Below are 18,980 nucleotides of genomic sequence, written 5' to 3' on the forward strand. Positions count from 1 at the left end.
TCCTTGTTTTTTCGATTGGAATATTACCGGATACATCGACGTCGTCAAACAACTTTTCCGGTTTGTAATACCGCGGAACCGAACGCGGGAAGTTTTAATTTTAGAACTCCGGTTCTTCCGGAGTATTCGAGAGATTCCGGAATTTGTCCGGTCCAATAGTCCGGAAATTGTTTGAGTTTGGAAACGAAGGGTGTTTGGATCTCGATCGTATTTTCTTCTTCGCTCGGATTCCAAATTCCTAAAAAACCCGCGGGGTTGTAGAGAGCGGGAGGAAAAAGTCCGGAAGCGATTCCGATCGGAATCGGAGTTTTGTTTCTGCACTTGGCGGAGAGCTCCAATGTTCTTTTCAAAAACGCCAATCGTTCTTCTCCGATCAGAGACAAGTCGTCGCTTACCAAGATCATCCCTCCGCTCACGGCCATCACGCTCGCCATCAACTGAGTTTGTGCGAAAGTCATTTTATTTTTGTTTTCTCGAACCAAAAGACAATCCGGATCGTTGTACCATAAATTTCTGTGCATAACGGAGCGTGTGATGTCGTTGATCAAAGCCCTTTCGGTGCAGAGCGCGTGTTTGTCTTTTGCGAGAATTCTCGTTTTTTCCCTTCCCCAGAAAGGCGCCACGTCGCAGCCGATCCGCATTGCGTCGAAAAGTCCGATCGAAGGATAGATGGGCGCCCCACATCCGAGGAGAAACGTTTCCTTTCCGACAACTTTACGGATAAATCGAATTACATCCGCATAACGCTTGTGAGGCGAGAGTCCCCGATCGTACGTCCAACCCGGAAGAAGCGCCGAATATAAAAAGTCGAGTTTGAGATACGAATACCCGTGTTCTTTAACGATTGTCCTTAGGACGTTTTCCAAAAAGTCGCGGGAAGTAGGGTGGGTGACGTCGATGCAGTAAGTGTAGTCCATTCCCCAGAGAGGATTCCAAAGAGCGGGAACCGGTTTTCCGTCCCGATCTTTCAAAACCGCTTCGGGATATTTTTGATAGAATGTCGACTTTTTCCTCACAAGAAAAGGTGCGAGCCAAATTCCGGGAGTCAGTTTTTCTCTTCGGATTTCCTCCGCTAAAAGTCTCATTCCTCCCGGGAATTTATCGTTGGTTGTCAGCCAATCTCCGATTTCGTTTTGATAACCGTCGTCGATCTGAAAGAATTGAATCGGAAGTTTTTTTTCTTTTACGAGAGCCAGATTTTTTAGGATGATCTTTTCGGAAATCTTAGTGTAGTACTGATACCAGGAACACCATCCGGTCGGAACGGGTGTCGCGGAGAGTTTTACTTTATGAGCTTTTCCTAATTCGCTAAAATACTTTTTTAGAAAGGTTTCGGGGCTTACGGTAAAACGGGAGACACCGATCGGAGTGAGGGAGATTTTATTTCCTCTGAAATCCTCGTAACGATAAAAATCGTAGATCATGGAAATTCCGGAATCGGAGATCCAGGTTTTCTTTTTGGAATTTTCCGGTTCTTTGGAAGGAGTCAGAACTTTGAACTTCACACCTGGTTCTCCCGGACCGATCGCACCCGCAAAGTAATGCGGATCTTTTGTGGAAGAAATCAGAAGAATCATTCCTTCGCTTTGCCAATCTCCGGCGACGCCGGAATGATTCGTGTAAAAATTTTCCTGAGAATACCGAAGAAAATCGAGCCTAGGAGATTCGTCCGCGTCGGAAAGAGAATGAACGCCGGAAAGACTCCAGGATTGATAACCGTGTTGAAAGATTTTCGGCGCGGTCAAAGCGTGCGGAGGAAGTTCTATTTCCAAGGTGAGTAGTTCCGTTCCCGCCTTGGGTCTTTGATCGCCGATCCATTCGAGATGCGGTTTGAAGGTCTCGTTCTTTCCCGTTTTTTTACGACCGAGAGAAAGGGAAAAATTGCGGCAGTCGCTGATCGTTCGGATCTCTTTGCCGGAAATTTCAAAAAAAGACGTAAAGGAATCCTCATAGACTTTGTAGTTTAAAATGGCTCTCATATTCTCTATCGCTTCCGATGGTTGTTTTTTATTTTCGAATGGGAACTTTTCTATAATTAGAGAGTTTCCGTTTCTTATTTTTGATTTCCGAAACCGTGCGGTACGGATTATTATGAAATTATGCCTCCAAAACCTTCAACTATAAAACCGGAACTTTTTCTCGGGGATCTTTCTCAGAAAAGATTCGAGGAATACAACGCGGACGATCATCTCGCGGTGGACTGCGAGATGATGGGACTCAATCCCAGAAGGGATCGGCTCTGTGTCGTGCAGATTTGCGATTCCTCAAATAACGTGAGTTTGGTGCAAATTCTTCCCGATCAAAAAGAGGCTCCGTTACTTAAGTCCTTATTTGAAAATCCGGAGATCGTAAAAATTTTTCACTTTGCGAGAATGGATTCTCTCTTTCTGCGTTATCGTTTGGGAATTTTTCTACAGAACGTTTTTTGTACGAAGATCGCGAGCAAACTCGCGAGAACCTATACGGACAAACACGGTCTTAAGGATCTCATCCGGGAATTTTACGACGAGGTGATGGATAAGAAAAATCAGTCTTCCGATTGGGGGAAAAAAATTCTTACCAAGGATCAAGTCGAATATGCGAGCGGAGACGTGAAGTATTTGATTTCTCTGGAACAAAAACTCACCGAAATTCTCGCGAGAGAGGGAAGGGATTCCCTTGCAAGAGAAGCCTTTCGTTGTCTTCCCGTTTTCAATCAGATCGATTGGCTTGAGATGCCCGCGCTTTTCGAACATTGAAAAAGAAACTCTCTCGCACTTTTATCTGTCAATCCTGCGGTCAGGATTATTCCCGCTGGGCGGGTAAGTGCGAGTCCTGCGGAAATTGGAATACGATCCTGGAAGAAGTCGGCGGTGAAAGGTTTGCTTCTTCCAACGGAAATTCTCAGAAAAACAAATCCTATAAGGATCCGATTCCTTTAGACAAGGTCGGGGAAGAATCCCTCAAAAGAATGGGAACCGGTTTGAAAGAACTGGATCTCGTTTTGGGAGGAGGGCTCGTTCCTGGATCTCTTACCTTGATCGGCGGAGAACCCGGAGTCGGAAAGTCCACGTTGATTCTCGAAGTTTCACGTTATCTGACACAGGCAAATAAAAACGTACTTTATATTTCCGGAGAAGAATCTCCCGCTCAAATTCGGATGCGGGCGGAAAGGATGGGCATCAGCGCGTCCAATCTTTGGCTGACTTCCGAAACGGTCGCGGAAAATATTTCCGCTATGATCGAAGGAGAAAGTCCTTCCGTGGTTTTTGTGGATTCGATTCAAACGATTGCGAGAGAGGCTCTTCCCAATCAGGCCGGAACGGTCACACAACTTCGTGAATGTACTCAAGTGTTGCTTGAAACCGCAAAACGATCCGGGATTCCGATTTTGATGACGGGTCATATCACGAAAGAAGGAACGATCGCGGGCCCGAAAGTTTTGGAACATCTCGTGGATACGGTTTTGTATTTCGAAGGGGATCGACTCAATTACTATCGATTGTTGCGGGCCGTTAAAAATCGTTTCGGTGCGGTCGGAGATCTCGCCATCTTTGAAATGTTTTCCGGCGGTTTGCGAGAAGTGGGGGATCGCAATCGTATTTTTGTCAGCGCGGGTGCGGAAGAAAGAAGCGGTTCCGCGATCAGCGCCGTGCTGGAAGGAAGTCGGGCCCTTACCGTGGAAGTGCAGGCGCTCGTGAGTAAAACTGGATTTGCCCAAGCCAGAAGAATGGCGGAAGGTCCGGACACACGTCGAGTGATCCTACTCGCCGCGGTGATCGAAAAGTATATTAAAATTAAGTTAAGTGAATGCGATCTGTTCAGCAATCTTGCGGGGGGCTTAAATGCGGACGAACCCGCTTTGGATCTTGCGATTTGCGCTTCGATCATTTCCAGTTATCTCGATCAGCCGCTTCCCAAAGGAACCTGCGTACTGGGCGAGGTCGGTCTTTCGGGAGAGGTGCGTAGTATCGGACAAGCCAATCTTCGGGTTAAGGAGCTGGCCGGGGTTGGAATGAAAAAGGTGATTCTTCCCGAAGGAAACCTAAGCGAGTTGGATCAAAATTTGGACATTCAGATTTTGGGAATTCGTTCTTTGAACGACTTGCGTTCCCTTTTTCCCGGAGCGAATTGAACTCTTGCGTTTCATCTTAATACATTCAATTTTATTAATGCAATAACTTGACTCCGCTCGATCCATAACGTCCTCGAAAAATTTTTAGGTTATGGCAAAAATACAATTACGTTCGGTCTAAATCCCATGACTTTGCAAGAATTGGAAACTCAAATTCAAAAATTCAAAAAGATCGTGCCGACGGAAATCACCGAAACCCGTTGGAAACATTCCTTACGTGTGGCGGAAATCGCAAAAGAACTCGCGATCGTTCATTCCCGGGAGGACGCAGAGTTTGCCTATCTCGCGGGAATCGTTCACGATATCACAAAACAAAAACCTCCGGAATTTCACATAACGTTATTCAGAGAATCGGGAAGGGACGATTTTGAAAAACTTCCTTTTGCGGCTTGGCACGCGTATTCGGCGGCGATTTATCTCAAATCGCGGTACCACTTACAACACGAAACCGTTTTATCCGCGGTAAGAAATCATACTTTAGGAGCGGAAACTCCGGGGATTTTGGATCTCATATTATATGCGGCGGATTTTTTAGGTTCCGAATACGCCGAAAAAAATCCGCTTTATGAGGATTGGAGGGAACAGGCCAGAAAGAATTTGTATCTCGGAGTTTTGTGTAAGGCCAAAAACACGATGGAAGAACTGATCGCGTCCGAAAAGTCGATCCATCCGCGGACTGTTTTTACGTACAATCTCGCGGTTTTGAAAAGTTCCGAGTGACCTTGTTTCCCATTGGAAAATAAGAATTTTATGAAATTCTTAAATGACTCCGAATCAAACTTTTTCTCTCGCGAGCTTTCACTCCTAACTATATAATAAAGTACCCAATATTTTGCGTTGAAACGGTGTTTTACGATGAAAATTAACGGTATTCGATTTTATAGAGATCGGTAAGAAAAGAAGCGCCTTTTCGTATTCGAACCGGAAAGTTATCAAAGACGGGATTTACAGGGCCTCCGGTTTTCGCCTTTTAGTTGTTAGTCGATCGATCGACAACCCAACCGATCGTGAAAGAGATAAAAATCATAGTAAGATAACGCAACCCGATTTGGATAAAATAATCCCCCGCGTTCATCTTAGACATAGGAATCAAAATCAAAAAGTCAAGTCCCCAGTTGATCCCAAGCCAGATCAATCCGGCGCTCAAAAGAACCGGAAATTTTTTACCGGAAATTTTCAAAGCGAGAGAAGCCAATAAAACACAACCCGTAAGAGTTCCGACAAGAATCATCACGGTTTTAAACAGGAAAAGATCCGTTTGTAACTTTCCGTCCTTGGTATGAAACGGAATCGCGACCATAAAAGGAATCAACCAAACCAAAAATCCGTAACTAAAAATTCGAATTAAATACTTTTTCATAAAAAACTCCTATGTGATATCTCAAAATCTTGTTCCGTTTTTGTTTTGCAAAAAGTAGTTTTTTGCTGATTCGATTCCGCGAAAAAATTTGTCGGAATCGAATCAGGTTCCCGATAAAATTTACGGCAGTTTTACGGACCGTCTATGGAAATTCAATCTTTTAATCTTGGGTTCAATCAATTATGGTTGGAAAATTATATATGTCATTCTTTGTCATATATTAAGAGTAAAATCGAAACATGCGTGCGAGCCGATTACTTTCCATACTTTTACAACTTCAAGCGAGGGGGAGAATCTCGTCTAGGGATCTCGCAAAAAAACTCGAAGTCTCCGAAAGAACCGTTCACAGAGATATGGAAGCGTTATGCGCTTCGGGTGTTCCCGTATTTGCGGAACGAGGTTCTCGGGGAGGTTGGGAATTATCCGAAGGTTATAGAACCAATCTTACGGGAATGAAAAAGGAAGAAGTCTTATCGATGATCTTAACGAGTTCCACTCGAATCGCATCCGATCTCGGAAAGAAAAAAGATTTGGACTCCGCCTTTATGAAGTTCATGGCTTCCCTTCCGCCTGTTTATCAAAAAGAAGTCGAGATCGTTCGACAAAGGATTCACGTAGACGGCGCGGGTTGGGGCGGTTCGGAGGAAAAATTTCCTTTTTTACCTCTCGTGCAGGAAGCTGTTTGGAATGAAAAAAAAATCATTCTTCGATACGGATCGGATGAAGAATCCAAAAAAAGAATCGTCTTTCCTTTGGGACTCGTCGCTAAAGGAAGCGTTTGGTATTTGGTCGCAAAATACGGAAAGGAATTCAGGACCTTTCGCATTTCCAGAATTTTAGAAGCGAGATTATCGGGAGATTCTTTCGAAAGACCGAAAAAATTCGACTTGGAAAAATATTGGAGGGAAAGCGCCCTGGATTTTTTCTCAAAACTCCCGTCGTATCCGGTTCGTTTCAGGATCAAAGCGAACAGATTCTATTTTTTGAATACGATTTCTTATGTGAGAATATTAGAATATTTAAAAATAGATTCGGATTGGAGCGAAATCGAAGTCGATTTTCAAACTCGGGAATTCGCCTTGTACCATATTCTGGGTTTGGGAGATTCCGCCGTTTTATTGGAACCGAAGGAATTGCGCGAGGTTGTGTTGAGTTCCGCGGAAAAAATCATACGTTCTTATTCAAAATCCTTGTAATAGAGTTGTTGAAGATCTTTCTTTCTTCTTTCGATCGGTTGACAAAGAGTCTTTCGATTTTAAGATCGACCTCATGAAAATCACAGACGACGTTTTTAAAAATGCGCTTTCTCATTTTCCGTCCGGCGTAACGGTCATTACCTATTCTCATCTTGGAAAACACAGCGGCTTAACCGTAAGCAGTTTCAGTTCTCTTTCTCTCAATCCTCCGTTGGTTTTATTTTGTCTTCAAAAGGATATAACCAGTCACGATCCGATCCGTGATTCCGGAAAATTCGTAGTGAACATTTTGGCGCAGGGACAGGATTCCCTTTCGAATCAATTTGCTTCCGGAAAAATCGAAAAACACACTCTCATCGAAGAGCTTGGATGTAAAACCGGAGAGTTGACGATTCCTATCTTGCCGGGAATCCTTTCTTATATCGAATGTGAAGTGGATCAATTTGTGGACGGAGGAGATCATTCTATCGTGATCGGAAAAGTGATTTCTGCGGGAGCGGACGACGGCCTGAGGCCCTTGTTGTATTACAGAAGGAATTATTATTCGGTTTAGTCCTCGGACGATTTAAAGCGTGAGTAACGTGAGATTCCGTTGTTTTGTTGCACGTCTATGTCCAATCCGTCCTGGAATTGTATGAGTCGAGTCCTTAAGATTATTCGTTTATCGAAAATTTATCTTTACTCTAACCGTGCGAAAGTCTATGTGGAGTTATGATCTCAGGTTTGAAAGGAACTCTCAAAAAATTAGAAGTCGGATTTGCACACGTTGAAACGGGCGGAATCACTTACGAAGTAACGATTTCCTTCAAGACCTATTTGGAACTCAAAAGTCTGCCGTCCCAAAACGAGATTCAGTTCCAAATCTTTCACGCGATGAACGAAAGAGGGCAGAAACTTTTCGGATTTTTAACCGAACAAGACAAGGAATTTTTCAAGGTTATGAAAGGACTTCAAGGGATCGGAGAATTGACGGCTCTCAAAATTTTATCTTTTTTTTCGGCGGAAGAATTGTATCGAATCGCTCAGTCCGGAGAAGCCAAAGAACTCGAAAAGATTCCGAAGGTGAAAGGCAAAACTTCGGAAAAGATTTTTTTCGAAGTAAAACAAAATCTCAAAAAACTGGAACTCTTTTTATCGGGAACTGCAAAAGAACTTTCGGTCGCTCTTCCTTCCTCTTCGCAAACTCCGGAAGAGGTTTTCGTCTCCCGGAGGAGAGAAGTCGCAATTCTGGGTTTGGTTCAACTCGGTTTTGAAGAAAAAACGGCCGGCAAAGAAGTGGATAAGATCCTTAAAAGTTCTTCGTCGACGGATCCGGGAGAAATTATCCGCGAAATCTTGAAAAACCTCTAAACCTTACCTTTGGTTTATAAGTAAAATTTTATAATCTAAAATTATAATATTTTTTTATTAATGATAAGATCCCGTCGAGCGCCCATAAAAACGAGACGCTTTCTAAAGAAAATGGAATTCTGATTTCACATTGAATATTAAAAAAATATAAAATTCAATTTAAGTAATGTTATTGGGATTTATGTTTTTAATTTTCCATGAGGACGTTTTAAGATCGATATAAAAGGGATTCCCGTTGCTTTTATGTCTTTGAAAATAGAGAATTCCTTTTTAAAATCCGGTAATCGTAAAAATCTCTCCGTCGTTTTTATAAAGATAAGCGCTTTCCTTTTCCATGAATATACCGCATACTCCGTCGGCAAAATGCTCTTTGCAACTCAAATCGGGAAGTTTGTATTCTTTTGTATGATTCGTATCCGGTTCCCAAATCGCGAAGCTGTAATTGTTCGTATTTTTAGCTCTGGATAATAACACGAAGTAAAATCGGTTTTGAAAGTGTTGCCACGCGACGATTCCTTTTTTGGGAAAAAATCTTACCGGGGTATTGATTTTTTTATCGGAGTAAACGATCAAATGCAAAGCGAAACCTTCGTCGGGGTCGTCGTTTTTTTCGGCGACAACGATCCTATTTTTATCCAACATTGCAATCACTTCCGGCTCGAAGATCGTATTATGTGATTTTAATATTAGACGTTTCACCGAAGACGCTTGCAATTGGTAGAGAATTACTTCGTCCTGTCCTACCAACCAGAGTAAATCTTCCCAAATACAAATGTCCGCCGCTTCGACGTGGGATTTGTGTTTGTCCATCGCATCGTCCAACTTCAGCGCCGTTTCGGTTTTTAAATCGTAAACGTGTAATCCGCGCCACTGAACGACCGAATTTGAGAAATATATTTTATCCTCATGAACGATCGCTCCGTGCATCGGTCCGTCTATTTTTTTCAAAGGATGAAATTCACGATTCTCTGATTTGATAAAATGGATACAATGACCGTGAAGCAGTTCTAAAATATTTTCTCGTATACGAGCTTTTTCAAACGAAATGCCTTTTTCATGTTGGATCAAAATAGGATTGGCCGGATTTTGAATATCGTAATAAGCTAATCGATCGGAATTGGTCGCTTGTGAATCTACTTTTGCGACGATAAGTTTTTTTTCCGGAAAAACAAACGACCGAACGTATCGAATTTTCATATCGTCGGGCAAAGGGAGAGTCCCCGTTTTTTTGATTTCAAGTGAATTCGTTTCGGTTTTTTTCACGGGTTCGGATTCCGAATTGAGACCGAGTAATTGAGCGCTTCGTTTTAGAAAGGCGGCGCCTATATTGAAGTCGGGCGTTAGATCCAGAATTCCCCCGTGATCGCAAAAAATAAGAGACGGTTCGTTCGAGGAATTTTTTTCCTTTGGATGATACAACCAACAATCCGAAAAATCGCTCATCGGTATTTTTATAGATTCGAGCGGATATTCGTTCAACTCGGTCGTATCCAATTCAAGATCGTCGATAGGATCCAAATCTATCTCTTGTAAAGATATACCGGTGCGATTTTCGTCTATAAGTACAAGAGAAGAATGATAGATCATTTTTTCTTGAAACGTTTTAGGCCACTTCGTATAATTTTTTTTATCTCCGGGAGGACCGGCTACCAGCTTGAAACCTTTTTGAAACAGAAGTGTTAGACTTTCATTTTCGATTTGAACTTTTTCTACTCGGTTCATGACGGAAATTAAAATCGATTGATAACCGTTCGTATCCGCTAAATATGCAAAATGTCGAATTAATGCTTTTTGTAAATCTTCGGCGCGTATTATTTCTTCCCATTCTTTGGAATGATTTTTTAAGTCGGATTGAGAAGTATCCGTTGTTTGAGCGGTCTTTCCGGTTTTGTACCGGTCTATATAACCTTTTTTTAATTTTTCGGCGAGTAGTTTATTTGCTTCTTTGAGGCATTGATCCTCGTCGTCGAAGGTCTTGGTTTGTGTTTGCCCGCCGGTTCCGACTTTACCGAAGGTGACCGTGAACGATCGGCCCGAAACTTCGATGTTCCAGAATTTGTCGGATGTTTCGTCTTGATACGTTAAGTGGTGTTTCATCGATTACAATTTTGGCGTCATCGAGTAAAAACACGATGGATTCGGACTCCAATCTCCTTAAATTGCCGCATTGGAAAAATTCCTATCGACTCAATTTCCTGCGAAGTTTAATTAATTATAAAATTATAATCCGTAGGCAATCGGTTATAGGTAGGGACGTTTCGCGTAATTACTCCACGCGTTTTAGACTGAAACAAAATCCGATCATACTTACGTAAACCGTCATAATAATCGGGCTAAACCACCAACCAAAACTTTCAAAGTAAGAACCGTCGGCGGTTGCCATATAATAAATATGTCCGGGAATACTAGCCGTTACATAAGTGGTCATAAACCAATAACCGATTTTGTGTCCCAGTTTATTCGTAAATCCGTACACTTTAAAAAATATCTTATGTTCCCAGATGAGAGCGAATGCGCTATAGATCATAACTGCAAACAATCCTAAATCCACAATCGGAGTCATAACTTGTGCGGGGTCCGCTTTTCCGTCGCGTAGATAATGCGCAAAGTTGATTAAATGGAGCGTAAACCCCATCGTAAATAAAAGCGGTAACGATTTCTCGGCGTGAAATTTCAACATAGTAGTTTCCTCACTTGTAATTCGCTCGTCTTTTTTCGAAAGGTAAGTGATCATTACTTTTTAAAAGTCCATTCATTGTCAAAACTTTTAATATACATTGGCAGGGTTGAATCGTATTCTAAATCTATAGTTTAAGAGTATCACTCACTTATTAGCGTCAAATTGAGTGAATCCTACTTATTTTTCCTGTTAATTAAGTATTTTCTAATGTTCATAATAGGATCTCGATTTCTTGAATTTTCAAACTTACATTTTTCGTCGGTGCGCCCTATCGTAGCTTGTCTCGAAAACCTTCCACTGATTCTTGAAAGATCGCAGCACGAAATGAAAGAACGTATTTTTAAAGTGAGTTTTAATAATCCGATTCGTGTTCTATCTTCATAGCCGAAAGACCTTCGTTCGTGAGCAGTCCGAAAGTAAAAATATTTCCGACATGAGATCCTGCGGAGAAATAGAGTTCCTCCCTCTCGGAGTGGATCAATTGATTTTTGTTGTCGTCTTCTTCGACGAATCTGCGTACAAAAGAGCAGATGAGTAAAACGGAAAAGAGAATCGATCCGGTAAGCATCTGATCCGTTTCGTTTAGGCGTTTGAGGGTTTGTGAGATCGATGTATTTTCACGGATCGTGGATTGGGATTCAAAATCCGCGGCCCAATCCGAACCTTCTTCCGACCAATCCGGACATGAGTTGGCGGTGATCATCGTTTCAAAAATTTCAAAGTTGATAGCCGGATGATTTTTAAAACCTTCGTATTCTTCCTCTTCGCTGAAAAGAAATGATTTCATCCATTCCGCAAACTCCGTATAGGCCGCTTCGTAATCGAAATTTTCTATGATGTGAAATTTTTCGCTTTGTTCGCGTTTGAAAATTTCGTTCGTCATTTTGCATCTTTCTGCAAAACCGATGTTTTGTGTGGAAATCGCAAAATCCAATACCAATTCTTCTTCCATTTTTTACCTTCCTGATTTGATTCGCGAGGTCGCATTTGTTAAACGAAATTGATTTTATCTCGAAGCGTCGCAAATTAAAAATACGACGATCCTATGCTATTAAAATTCGAAAACATCAATGAAACCTTAACGAAAATGAATTTCAAACTTGGTCGTAAAAGCGTCAATGATAAATTTTAGCTTGTCCTAAAACTTGTTGGTTCTTTCAAAAGTTTCGTTTTTTGAGAATTTTATAGGGATTGTGGGACAGATTTTAAACTGATTGTAGACAACTTTTATCCATAAAAGAGTTCTTAATCAAAAAAGATTTTGGAATTTAAAATCAAATTCGTTCGTAAATCGAGTAATTCAATCGATAACGTATTCATTTATTTTGAATATTCAACTTTTGGAATTTGTGGTTGCGTCTTTCGATATGCCTACGATAACTTTCTTATGGCGGATAAACTCCTTCGGGAGCCGATAAAATTAGATTCCGAATTTGTAAAATGACATCGGTGATCGAATTCAAAGCTTTCCGATTTTTCCTAAGTTTTGCTACGAGTTCGTCGTTGGATCACGTAAGCCTCCAACCTTTTGCGGTTTCTAAACAACGAAGAAGATGGGGAATGTAGTTCGCATTTTCAGTAAGTTTTCCAATTTGCGATTCGATCTTTGGAGGATCGTTGAAAAACGCGGAAATCAAATCCGCGACGAGGTTTTCAGGAGGTTCGAGTCATCTTTCCTACGATGTAAACAATTGTAATTCGTAGCGTTGGATCAATATTTGTGTTCGATGAGCTGATACCTGAAATCGGAAGTTTTGTTGAGCGGATCAAAAATTCCACGTTCATCCAAGTCTTTCAATAGCGCTTTCAGTTCGGAATCGAGTAAACCTTCTTCACAAGCGTCGAAATCAAAATGTTCTTCGGGAAATTCATAAAACCCTTGGTATTTCCAAGAACCTGAATTCACAGGATTTTCTCCGTCCAAGGCGATGGAAAGTGTTCCGTTTTCGATTGCAACAATCGAAATTTTTTCCTCCGGATGTTGAAGAGAAAAGTCATGGATCGCTTTTTCAATCGTAACTTTCAGTTGAGAGTTGAGAAAATTTTTATTTCCTTCGCTTCCGTTTAAATAATCAACGATACGACGACAACCGTTTCCTTTGGCTCTACCCAATGCGGTATAACCTTCTTTGTTTCGTTTCTTTGAGATTTTTTACAATGGAGTTATTGAAAAATTAATTCTTCATTTGTTTCGTTTCATTGAAATGAAGGATCAAAGCAGTTTTGTTAATCGCGATTGTTAAATTTTTCAACAACTCTAATGAAATGTACGTTTTCCGAGTTCATAAATGTCTTTGTCTCCTCTTTAAAATATATACAAAATTTATCCGACTTGTCGTTTTTAAACGTTAGGCGGTCGTTCACTCTTTTTATGAGATTTTCAGGATCCCAAAGTAAGATCGGTTTTTTGATCGGTCTTTCCATCGCTGTTCTCCGTTGTTAAATCGACGTTCAATAGTTTTGTTCTTTTTTAAAGATTTTTCTTCGTTGTCGAGTTTTTATTTTTGAACGTTAGGCGGCGTTCTATCCTTGCTTTCTTTTGCGAGTTTGATTCGGATTGTTTTGTTCGCGTCCGGAACTTGGCCGTCGAGAAATTTCCAGAACTTCAATAAATCGACCGAGACATGACCAATGCCTGAAATGCGTATCCCACTTGCTTTATATTTATAAACCGGTAGCCGGAAGTTTCCCGGCTCGTCGTACGAAAAATTTGCCCCTGTTTCCAGGGTTCGAAATGTCAAATACATAGGCTTCTTTTGTATGGCTCCTCGTAAAACCATCTTGTTTTTGCAGTTAAAGTTTTTCGTAAATGGATTCAAATTCTTTGTCTCCTTCCAAAGATTTAAAACAAGCTTTGTTTAAATCTATATAAGAGTTTGTCCCAAAACGTCTCGAGTTTTTTCGGCATCGCATTCATTTCCGCAATTTTCGTATGTTTTGGGACGAGTTCTAAGTTCTAAATTTTTTGTCGGGATCGGCGCTAATCAATATGGAAGCTAAATGTGCTTTTGCTTCCGTTGTTTTTCCGGCTGCAGCGAATACGGCGACCACATAAAATCTTAATTGATTCGATTTAAGCGTCGTTAAGTCGTTGGGAATAGGCTCTGCAATGATCGCTAATTTTTCCGCATCGTATTTTTCTATCCAACAAAAGAACAAAAATACGATATCATCCCAGGCAACGCCGGCATACTGTTTGATTTTTTCTACCGACTTATCGACATATTCTTCAAGCCACTCTTTTTTGTCTAAAATCTGTCTGTAGATAAAATCCTTTTTTAATCCTTGAATGAACTGTTCGGGAGTTTTTTCGATTCATTACCGATTTTTAATATAATCTTCCTTTCATCGTCGTGGGAATAGGCTAAATAAATCGGGAAAGGATTTGTTCTTTTGATTTTTTGAAACGCCGGTCTCGCGATTGAATACGACAAGGCCTTCTCAAAAATCGGATCGAGTAATTTCAATTGCACATCTTTGTGAATGTCCATCGCCTCTTCGATCACGTCCGTAGAAATCACTTCCGCAAAAACGAAGTCAAAATCGATCGAAGGTTCCCCGCCTTCAAAATCATTTTGTGGATCGTCCGGATCCTTGGACAAACAAACCGACAAACCCGTATTTCCGTTCGTATCGTCCCAAAAAAATAGAATTCCACTGATCGTTTCGGAATCGTCGTATACACTTTCCCAAAACGTGTCGAACCGATTTACGGTTTCCAGAAAAACATTTTTCCACGAGACTTTTTCCAGATTTGTAATCGTTGCTTTTACCGCAGAATTTCCTTGTGAAAATTTATTTATGATCTTTACGGATTCCGATTCAACTTCGGAAAGATCGGGGACTACAACTTTCGGATTTTTTTGTGACGATTGTGTTTCCGATTTTACGGAATGATTCTCTTTGAATTCGCTCCACACAAGTTTTCCGTCCCGCGTATAAAAACGACTGAAAGAAGGAGTTTTACGATCGGGTTGAAACTTTGCTTCGATCAGTTCCTTTCCGGAATCATTGTGGATCCATTCGAACTCGGGTTCGAGAATATAATCGCCGTTAGGTTGGATCAGTCCGTGTTTTTTACCCACGGTAACGACCGCGGCGCCGTTTTGAAAAGGTCTCGTACGAGTGAAGATGGGTTTGATTTTCATCGTTCCGCTTAAATCGATATATCCCCATTTGTTTGTAAGTACTTCGGCCAATCCTTCCGAAAATTGTCCGGCGCTATTGAATTGAGTTGAGATTGTGATGTTCCCGGCGGCATCTATGTATCCCCATTTCGATTTTTTATCGTGAATCGCGGCGAACCCTTGCGAGAAGTCGTTCGCGTATTCTAGATTCGGCTGGATCACATAACGTCCCGTCCGATCGATAAAGCCGGTCTTTCCCGTTTTTACATCGTTTGCTAAAGCCAATCCTTCGGAAAAATTTCCGATGGATTTGAATCGAGGAGGAACCGCATAATCGCCGTTAGGATCGATACATCCCGTGTGATCGAAACTTTCCTGAACAACGGCCAAGTCTCCAAAGAAGGAAAACGAATTCAAAAACTTTGCGGGAATGACGAGTTTATCGGATTTGTTTATGGCCCCCCATTTTTTCGTATCTTTCATTTGTACACAACCCAGACCAAGACGGAAAGGCTCGGCTCGCTCATACTGCATCGGCACTGTATGAAAACCGGTAAGATCCATATAACCGTATAGATTGTTGTGATACATTACGGCGAGCCCTTCTGAAAAATTCCATATGTCGATGTCGTTCGGCAATTCGAGAATTTTTTCATCGGAGGTGTTGATCACAAACCGTTTTTGATTTTGTTCCACGATCGTAAGGTCCTCGTGAAAATCGTCGGCTCGGTCGTATTTGGGTTCGATCACCATTTCTCCCGAACCGTTGATAAAACCCAGCTTACAAATTTTTTTATCGTTCGACCAATGTCGTACTAGAAAAAGAGCTCCTTGTGTATTCATATTTCGTTATATTCTCCATAGATCATCGGATTGTATGTGCCTTTACAGGATTTAATTACGATTTTAGAATCGCTCTTTTTAAAATTTTTTCGTCTATTTCTTGTTCAATATCATTCGGCTTGATATAAGAGGCCCCAAACAAATTGTCATTGGAAGATATAGGAAACGAATTCCGGTATTGTCGCGCCGCGTTTGGAGCGAATGATAAAACGAACTCATTTGGAAAAAAAGTGGACGTCTCTTCGGATCTGTTCTCTGATCGATTTCCATATCGGTCGAGTTGAATACAGTATGTCCTATTTAGAAATCGTAGACGCGCCTTTTCGTATCGGTATGGAATACGAAGCGATCAAATCGTTTGACACCTTTCAACAGAGTAAGAGATATACTTACGTCGGATACAATGCGCTCTACGATGATAGAAGTGTCGTAGGTTATGAACATTTTTTTCACGATGCGGAAAATGACAAACTGCACGGATGGCGCTCAAAGGAAAGAAGTAACAAAAAGGCCGTTTCATTTTTTAATCGGGTAGGCGGGTGGGAAAAACCCGTATCGAATTCGGTTACGCCGATCGATTCGGATGGATTCGACGTATCTCAAGGAAACAAAAATCTTCAAACCTATATTCCTTATTTTAAATCTTTGATTGAAGGGGAAAAAGATATACGGAATTGGTATGAGTGGTTGGATGAAAATGAAAAACTTCTGGAGAAAATTTTGTCGCGTGGAGAATATTTGCGTTGGAAAATTTATCCGATACAAGAAATGGAAAAGTTTCTAAGAGAGTCTAAAATTTCTTTTCGGAGAGGGTATCGATACCTTTGGATCGACTCCGACCGTTTGAAATATTATCTTAAAATGTAAGTGCGTTCATTCAAACTTTATAAAATTTGAATTTACAAGTCGGATTTTACGGATTCTGATTTTTAGGATAACTCGGGTTGAGGTTACGTATAGTTTCGCCGCCGTAAAAGACGGCTTTTATATTTTAAGAAATCGGCCGTAAAAACGCAACACGTATGGAGGTTGCGATTTTTATGATATTCCTTCGGACTATTTACTCGTCGTCGTCCTCGTCGTTTTCCTCGTTTTTACCGAACACCAAACCCTCCGGATCCATGGAACAGGCCCAACCGTCGTGTTCACAAACATAAACCCTGAAATTTTTTACGGTCTTCAGTTTCTTAAAGGATCTGTCTTTTACCGCAAGAGAAACCGCACGTCCCATCGTTCGACCGACAAGGTTCCAGATGTAATTCGATAATAACCTGTAAGATTTGTCTTGGCCGCCTAATGCGTCGTAGGCGTCTGCCATAATTCTACCCGGTTGGTGTAGCGAAAAACTTCCTACGGTCGGTCCTCCTTCGAAATATTCGTCGTCTTCACCGATGCCGAAATAAAATTCGCCACAGTCGATCCCAGCTTCTCGAAAGTTTTGGTTATTACATTCGGCGACAAAGCCGATTAATTTTTCTTCGTCATCCTCGTCCATTTCCTCTTTCGCGGCTTGAAACGCTTCGATACAGTTTTTGAATAATTGTTTTTCGTACTCGTCCCACGGAAGCGCCGATAATTGTTCCAAAAACGGAGACAATTCCGGCAATTGCGAAACCGCCGTTTTTAATTCCTCTACTTTTTCCTCGATTTCCGGATTGGCGCGACCGCTTGTGGAAGAAGTTTGCGCTTCTCCTTCTATATAACCTTTTTTTAATTTTTCGGCGAGTAGCTTTTTTGCTTCTTTCAGACATTCTTCTTCGTCGTCAAAAGATTTAGTCTGCGTTTGACCGGAGGAACCGGTTTTTCCGTATGTTACCGTAAATGAATCTTCGGAGACCTCGATCTGCCAAAATTTATCCGATTTGTCGTCTTTGAATGTTAGATAGTGTTTCATGGTTTTCCTTATTGAATTTTATTTTACATAAAACCAGACGTAATATATATCCCATTCGTTTTCGAATTCCGACATGATTTTAAGAAAACTCAAAGGTATGGTTCCAAATATTCTTTCCCGCGAAGATGACTCGGAAAGAAAATCGGAAATTTTTTACCGGTTTTTGCGCGGGAACGGCGATAGGATTTGGACGAGTTCCAGAAGGTTTCGTATTCCGAATCCAAACGAAAGAGAAGTTTTTCCCAAAAGATAAAATGCGAGTCCACGAATTCTTGTCGGATGTCTTTCGCTCTGAGAGTCAGAGGACATTTACCCGTAAATTCTTTCATAAAGACGAGACCGACGAAAACTCCCCTTGTGTCCAAGTAAGGTTCGAGAGGAAAGGTTCTGCAACTGATGGAGCGGTTGTCCCTTTCACAAAATTGAATTCCTTTACATTCGCAAAAGAGAGTTTCTTTGGAATCGTATTCCGCAAGCATCTTCTTATCCACTTCCGTTTCCGGTTTCCAAACTTTCCAGAGATCCGTTCTCTTTTGTAACATAGAAAATTCGGAACGGTATAAAGTCGGAACTGCGTTATCCGCGATACAACAAAAAGGAATCCCATCATTGTCGGGTTTACACAATTCTCCACAATCAAATTCGGTTAACTCTTCTTGGAGTAGGGAGTAGTAATAAGAGATCTCATCCTCTGCGAGATGTTTAGGGTCGTTTTTTTTTGCTGTTGTCTTCAATGGATAGGTGGCCGATCGACTCTGGTTTTTTTTGGACTTAGGATTTTCCGAAAGACCGTATATCCTAAAAAGAGAATTCCCGCAGAACAAAGAATTCCCCACTTTCTGTAAAAGAGTTCGACACCGGTCGAGAGAAAACCATTTTTCAGGGCTAAGGCCATCAGAAGAGCAAAAATTGTTAAGAGTGAAAACGCGCTTAGAAAAAATAATACCGTGATCCTCAGATCTTTCAGAGTATTTTCTAGATCTCTTTTGAATTCTAAAAACCGAGAATAAAACTCTCTGGTTTCGTCTCCTTCCGATAATTTTTGCACGTTATAGAATGACTCAAATTCTTCAGGGATCTTGGTGGTATCTAAAAGTAGGAACTCATAGTCCAGGGTTTTATCGTATTCCTCCCTCACTTCCGGAGAACTTAAGGTGAGGTAGGCTCTGGTTCCTTCTTCTCGGTCCAATTCTCTGGACGGGTTCCAGGGATCGGATTCCAGTTTTTCCAAATAATCCCGGTACGCAGACTCTATTTTGCGTTGGTCGGAACTCCGGGAAACATCCAGAAGTCGGTAGTAGTTCAGTTTAGTGTTCACTGCCATAAACAATCTAAAAAAGGGGAGAATTCCGGATTCCTACGGAAAAATCACTCAATCCCTACCTATGGAAAACCCCTTTACAGCCCGTCCTGCAA

General features: G+C 41.3%; 18 protein-coding genes. 7 read left to right on the forward strand and 11 right to left on the reverse strand.

Annotation, left to right across the window (positions count from 1 at the left end; genetic code table 11):
• Window positions 1-44: 44 nt before the first annotated feature.
• On the reverse strand, window positions 45-1,979 hold the full coding sequence (locus LEP1GSC060_RS04330) for a glycoside hydrolase family 36 protein (protein ID WP_002996693.1): 1,935 nt from the start codon (window positions 1,977-1,979) through the stop codon (window positions 45-47).
• A gap of 120 nt (window positions 1,980-2,099) precedes the next feature.
• Here LEP1GSC060_RS04330 and LEP1GSC060_RS04335 point away from each other — a divergent pair, with 120 nt between their 5' ends.
• From LEP1GSC060_RS04335 to yqeK, 3 genes are all read left to right on the forward strand, one after another.
• Window positions 2,100-2,738, forward strand: a complete 639-nt coding sequence (locus tag LEP1GSC060_RS04335; protein ID WP_002996681.1) for a ribonuclease D — start codon at window positions 2,100-2,102, stop codon at window positions 2,736-2,738.
• Window positions 2,735-4,114, forward strand: coding sequence for a DNA repair protein RadA (radA, locus tag LEP1GSC060_RS04340; protein WP_002996513.1), 1,380 nt, complete (start codon window positions 2,735-2,737; stop codon window positions 4,112-4,114). The genes LEP1GSC060_RS04335 and radA overlap by 4 nt, the downstream gene beginning before the upstream one ends.
• Before the next feature lie 126 nt (window positions 4,115-4,240).
• Window positions 4,241-4,834, forward strand: a complete 594-nt coding sequence (gene yqeK, locus LEP1GSC060_RS04345; protein WP_002996552.1) for a bis(5'-nucleosyl)-tetraphosphatase (symmetrical) YqeK — start codon at window positions 4,241-4,243, stop codon at window positions 4,832-4,834.
• Window positions 4,835-5,084: 250 nt separating this feature from the next.
• On the opposite strand, the gene LEP1GSC060_RS04350 is transcribed toward yqeK, so the two are convergent.
• A complete protein-coding gene (locus tag LEP1GSC060_RS04350) occupies window positions 5,085-5,474 on the reverse strand; it encodes a hypothetical protein (protein WP_002996556.1) in 390 nt (129 codons plus the stop codon).
• A 239-nt stretch (window positions 5,475-5,713) separates the two neighbouring features.
• On the opposite strand from LEP1GSC060_RS04350, the gene LEP1GSC060_RS04355 reads away from it, so the two are divergent.
• From LEP1GSC060_RS04355 to ruvA, 3 genes are all read left to right on the forward strand, one after another.
• Window positions 5,714-6,670, forward strand: coding sequence for a helix-turn-helix transcriptional regulator (locus LEP1GSC060_RS04355; protein ID WP_002996628.1), 957 nt, complete (start codon window positions 5,714-5,716; stop codon window positions 6,668-6,670).
• Between the two features lie 73 nt (window positions 6,671-6,743).
• The gene (locus LEP1GSC060_RS04360; protein WP_002996633.1) at window positions 6,744-7,223 is read left to right on the forward strand and encodes a flavin reductase family protein; all 480 of its coding nucleotides are present in this window, start codon (window positions 6,744-6,746) and stop codon (window positions 7,221-7,223) included.
• 158 nt (window positions 7,224-7,381) lie between these two features.
• Window positions 7,382-8,020 carry a Holliday junction branch migration protein RuvA gene (gene ruvA / locus LEP1GSC060_RS04365; protein WP_002996689.1) on the forward strand — a complete coding sequence of 213 codons (639 nt, stop codon included), beginning with the start codon at window positions 7,382-7,384 and terminating at the stop codon, window positions 8,018-8,020.
• A gap of 270 nt (window positions 8,021-8,290) precedes the next feature.
• Here the strand turns inward: ruvA and LEP1GSC060_RS04370 are convergent, their stop codons facing one another.
• The 6 genes from LEP1GSC060_RS04370 to LEP1GSC060_RS04405 form a co-directional block, all read right to left on the reverse strand.
• Window positions 8,291-10,117 (reverse strand): WGR domain-containing protein, encoded by a 1,827-nt coding sequence (locus tag LEP1GSC060_RS04370; protein ID WP_002996501.1) that lies wholly within the window; start codon window positions 10,115-10,117, stop codon window positions 8,291-8,293.
• 169 nt (window positions 10,118-10,286) lie between these two features.
• Window positions 10,287-10,700: a hypothetical protein gene (locus LEP1GSC060_RS04375; RefSeq protein WP_002996515.1), complete on the reverse strand. Its 414-nt coding sequence runs from the start codon at window positions 10,698-10,700 to the stop codon at window positions 10,287-10,289.
• 352 nt (window positions 10,701-11,052) lie between these two features.
• Window positions 11,053-11,652: a hypothetical protein gene (locus LEP1GSC060_RS04380; RefSeq protein WP_002996569.1), complete on the reverse strand. Its 600-nt coding sequence runs from the start codon at window positions 11,650-11,652 to the stop codon at window positions 11,053-11,055.
• Window positions 11,653-12,411: 759 nt separating this feature from the next.
• On the reverse strand, window positions 12,412-12,813 hold the full coding sequence (locus LEP1GSC060_RS04390; protein WP_002996591.1) for a hypothetical protein: 402 nt from the start codon (window positions 12,811-12,813) through the stop codon (window positions 12,412-12,414).
• 836 nt (window positions 12,814-13,649) lie between these two features.
• Window positions 13,650-13,859, reverse strand: a complete 210-nt coding sequence (locus LEP1GSC060_RS20250) for a hypothetical protein (RefSeq protein ID WP_002996530.1) — start codon at window positions 13,857-13,859, stop codon at window positions 13,650-13,652.
• A gap of 119 nt (window positions 13,860-13,978) precedes the next feature.
• On the reverse strand, window positions 13,979-15,670 hold the full coding sequence (locus LEP1GSC060_RS04405; RefSeq protein ID WP_002996542.1) for a WG repeat-containing protein: 1,692 nt from the start codon (window positions 15,668-15,670) through the stop codon (window positions 13,979-13,981).
• A 291-nt stretch (window positions 15,671-15,961) separates the two neighbouring features.
• Here LEP1GSC060_RS04405 and LEP1GSC060_RS04410 point away from each other — a divergent pair, with 291 nt between their 5' ends.
• Window positions 15,962-16,537, forward strand: coding sequence for a hypothetical protein (locus LEP1GSC060_RS04410; RefSeq protein WP_036095353.1), 576 nt, complete (start codon window positions 15,962-15,964; stop codon window positions 16,535-16,537).
• A 193-nt stretch (window positions 16,538-16,730) separates the two neighbouring features.
• Here LEP1GSC060_RS04410 and LEP1GSC060_RS04415 read toward each other — a convergent pair whose 3' ends face one another.
• The 3 genes from LEP1GSC060_RS04415 to LEP1GSC060_RS04425 all read right to left on the reverse strand — a co-directional run bounded on the left by LEP1GSC060_RS04415 (window position 16,731) and on the right by LEP1GSC060_RS04425 (window position 18,888).
• A complete protein-coding gene (locus LEP1GSC060_RS04415) occupies window positions 16,731-17,564 on the reverse strand; it encodes a WGR domain-containing protein (RefSeq protein ID WP_002996674.1) in 834 nt (277 codons plus the stop codon).
• Between the two features lie 89 nt (window positions 17,565-17,653).
• Window positions 17,654-18,298, reverse strand: a complete 645-nt coding sequence (locus LEP1GSC060_RS04420) for a hypothetical protein (protein ID WP_036095336.1) — start codon at window positions 18,296-18,298, stop codon at window positions 17,654-17,656.
• Window positions 18,295-18,888, reverse strand: a complete 594-nt coding sequence (locus LEP1GSC060_RS04425) for a J domain-containing protein (RefSeq protein ID WP_036095337.1) — start codon at window positions 18,886-18,888, stop codon at window positions 18,295-18,297. Before LEP1GSC060_RS04425 ends, LEP1GSC060_RS04420 begins: the two co-directional genes overlap by 4 nt.
• Window positions 18,889-18,980 lie beyond the last annotated feature (92 nt).

Origin of the sequence: Leptospira weilii serovar Ranarum str. ICFT (genome assembly GCF_000332415.1) — a bacterium.
GTDB classification, from domain to species: domain Bacteria; phylum Spirochaetota; class Leptospiria; order Leptospirales; family Leptospiraceae; genus Leptospira; species Leptospira weilii_A.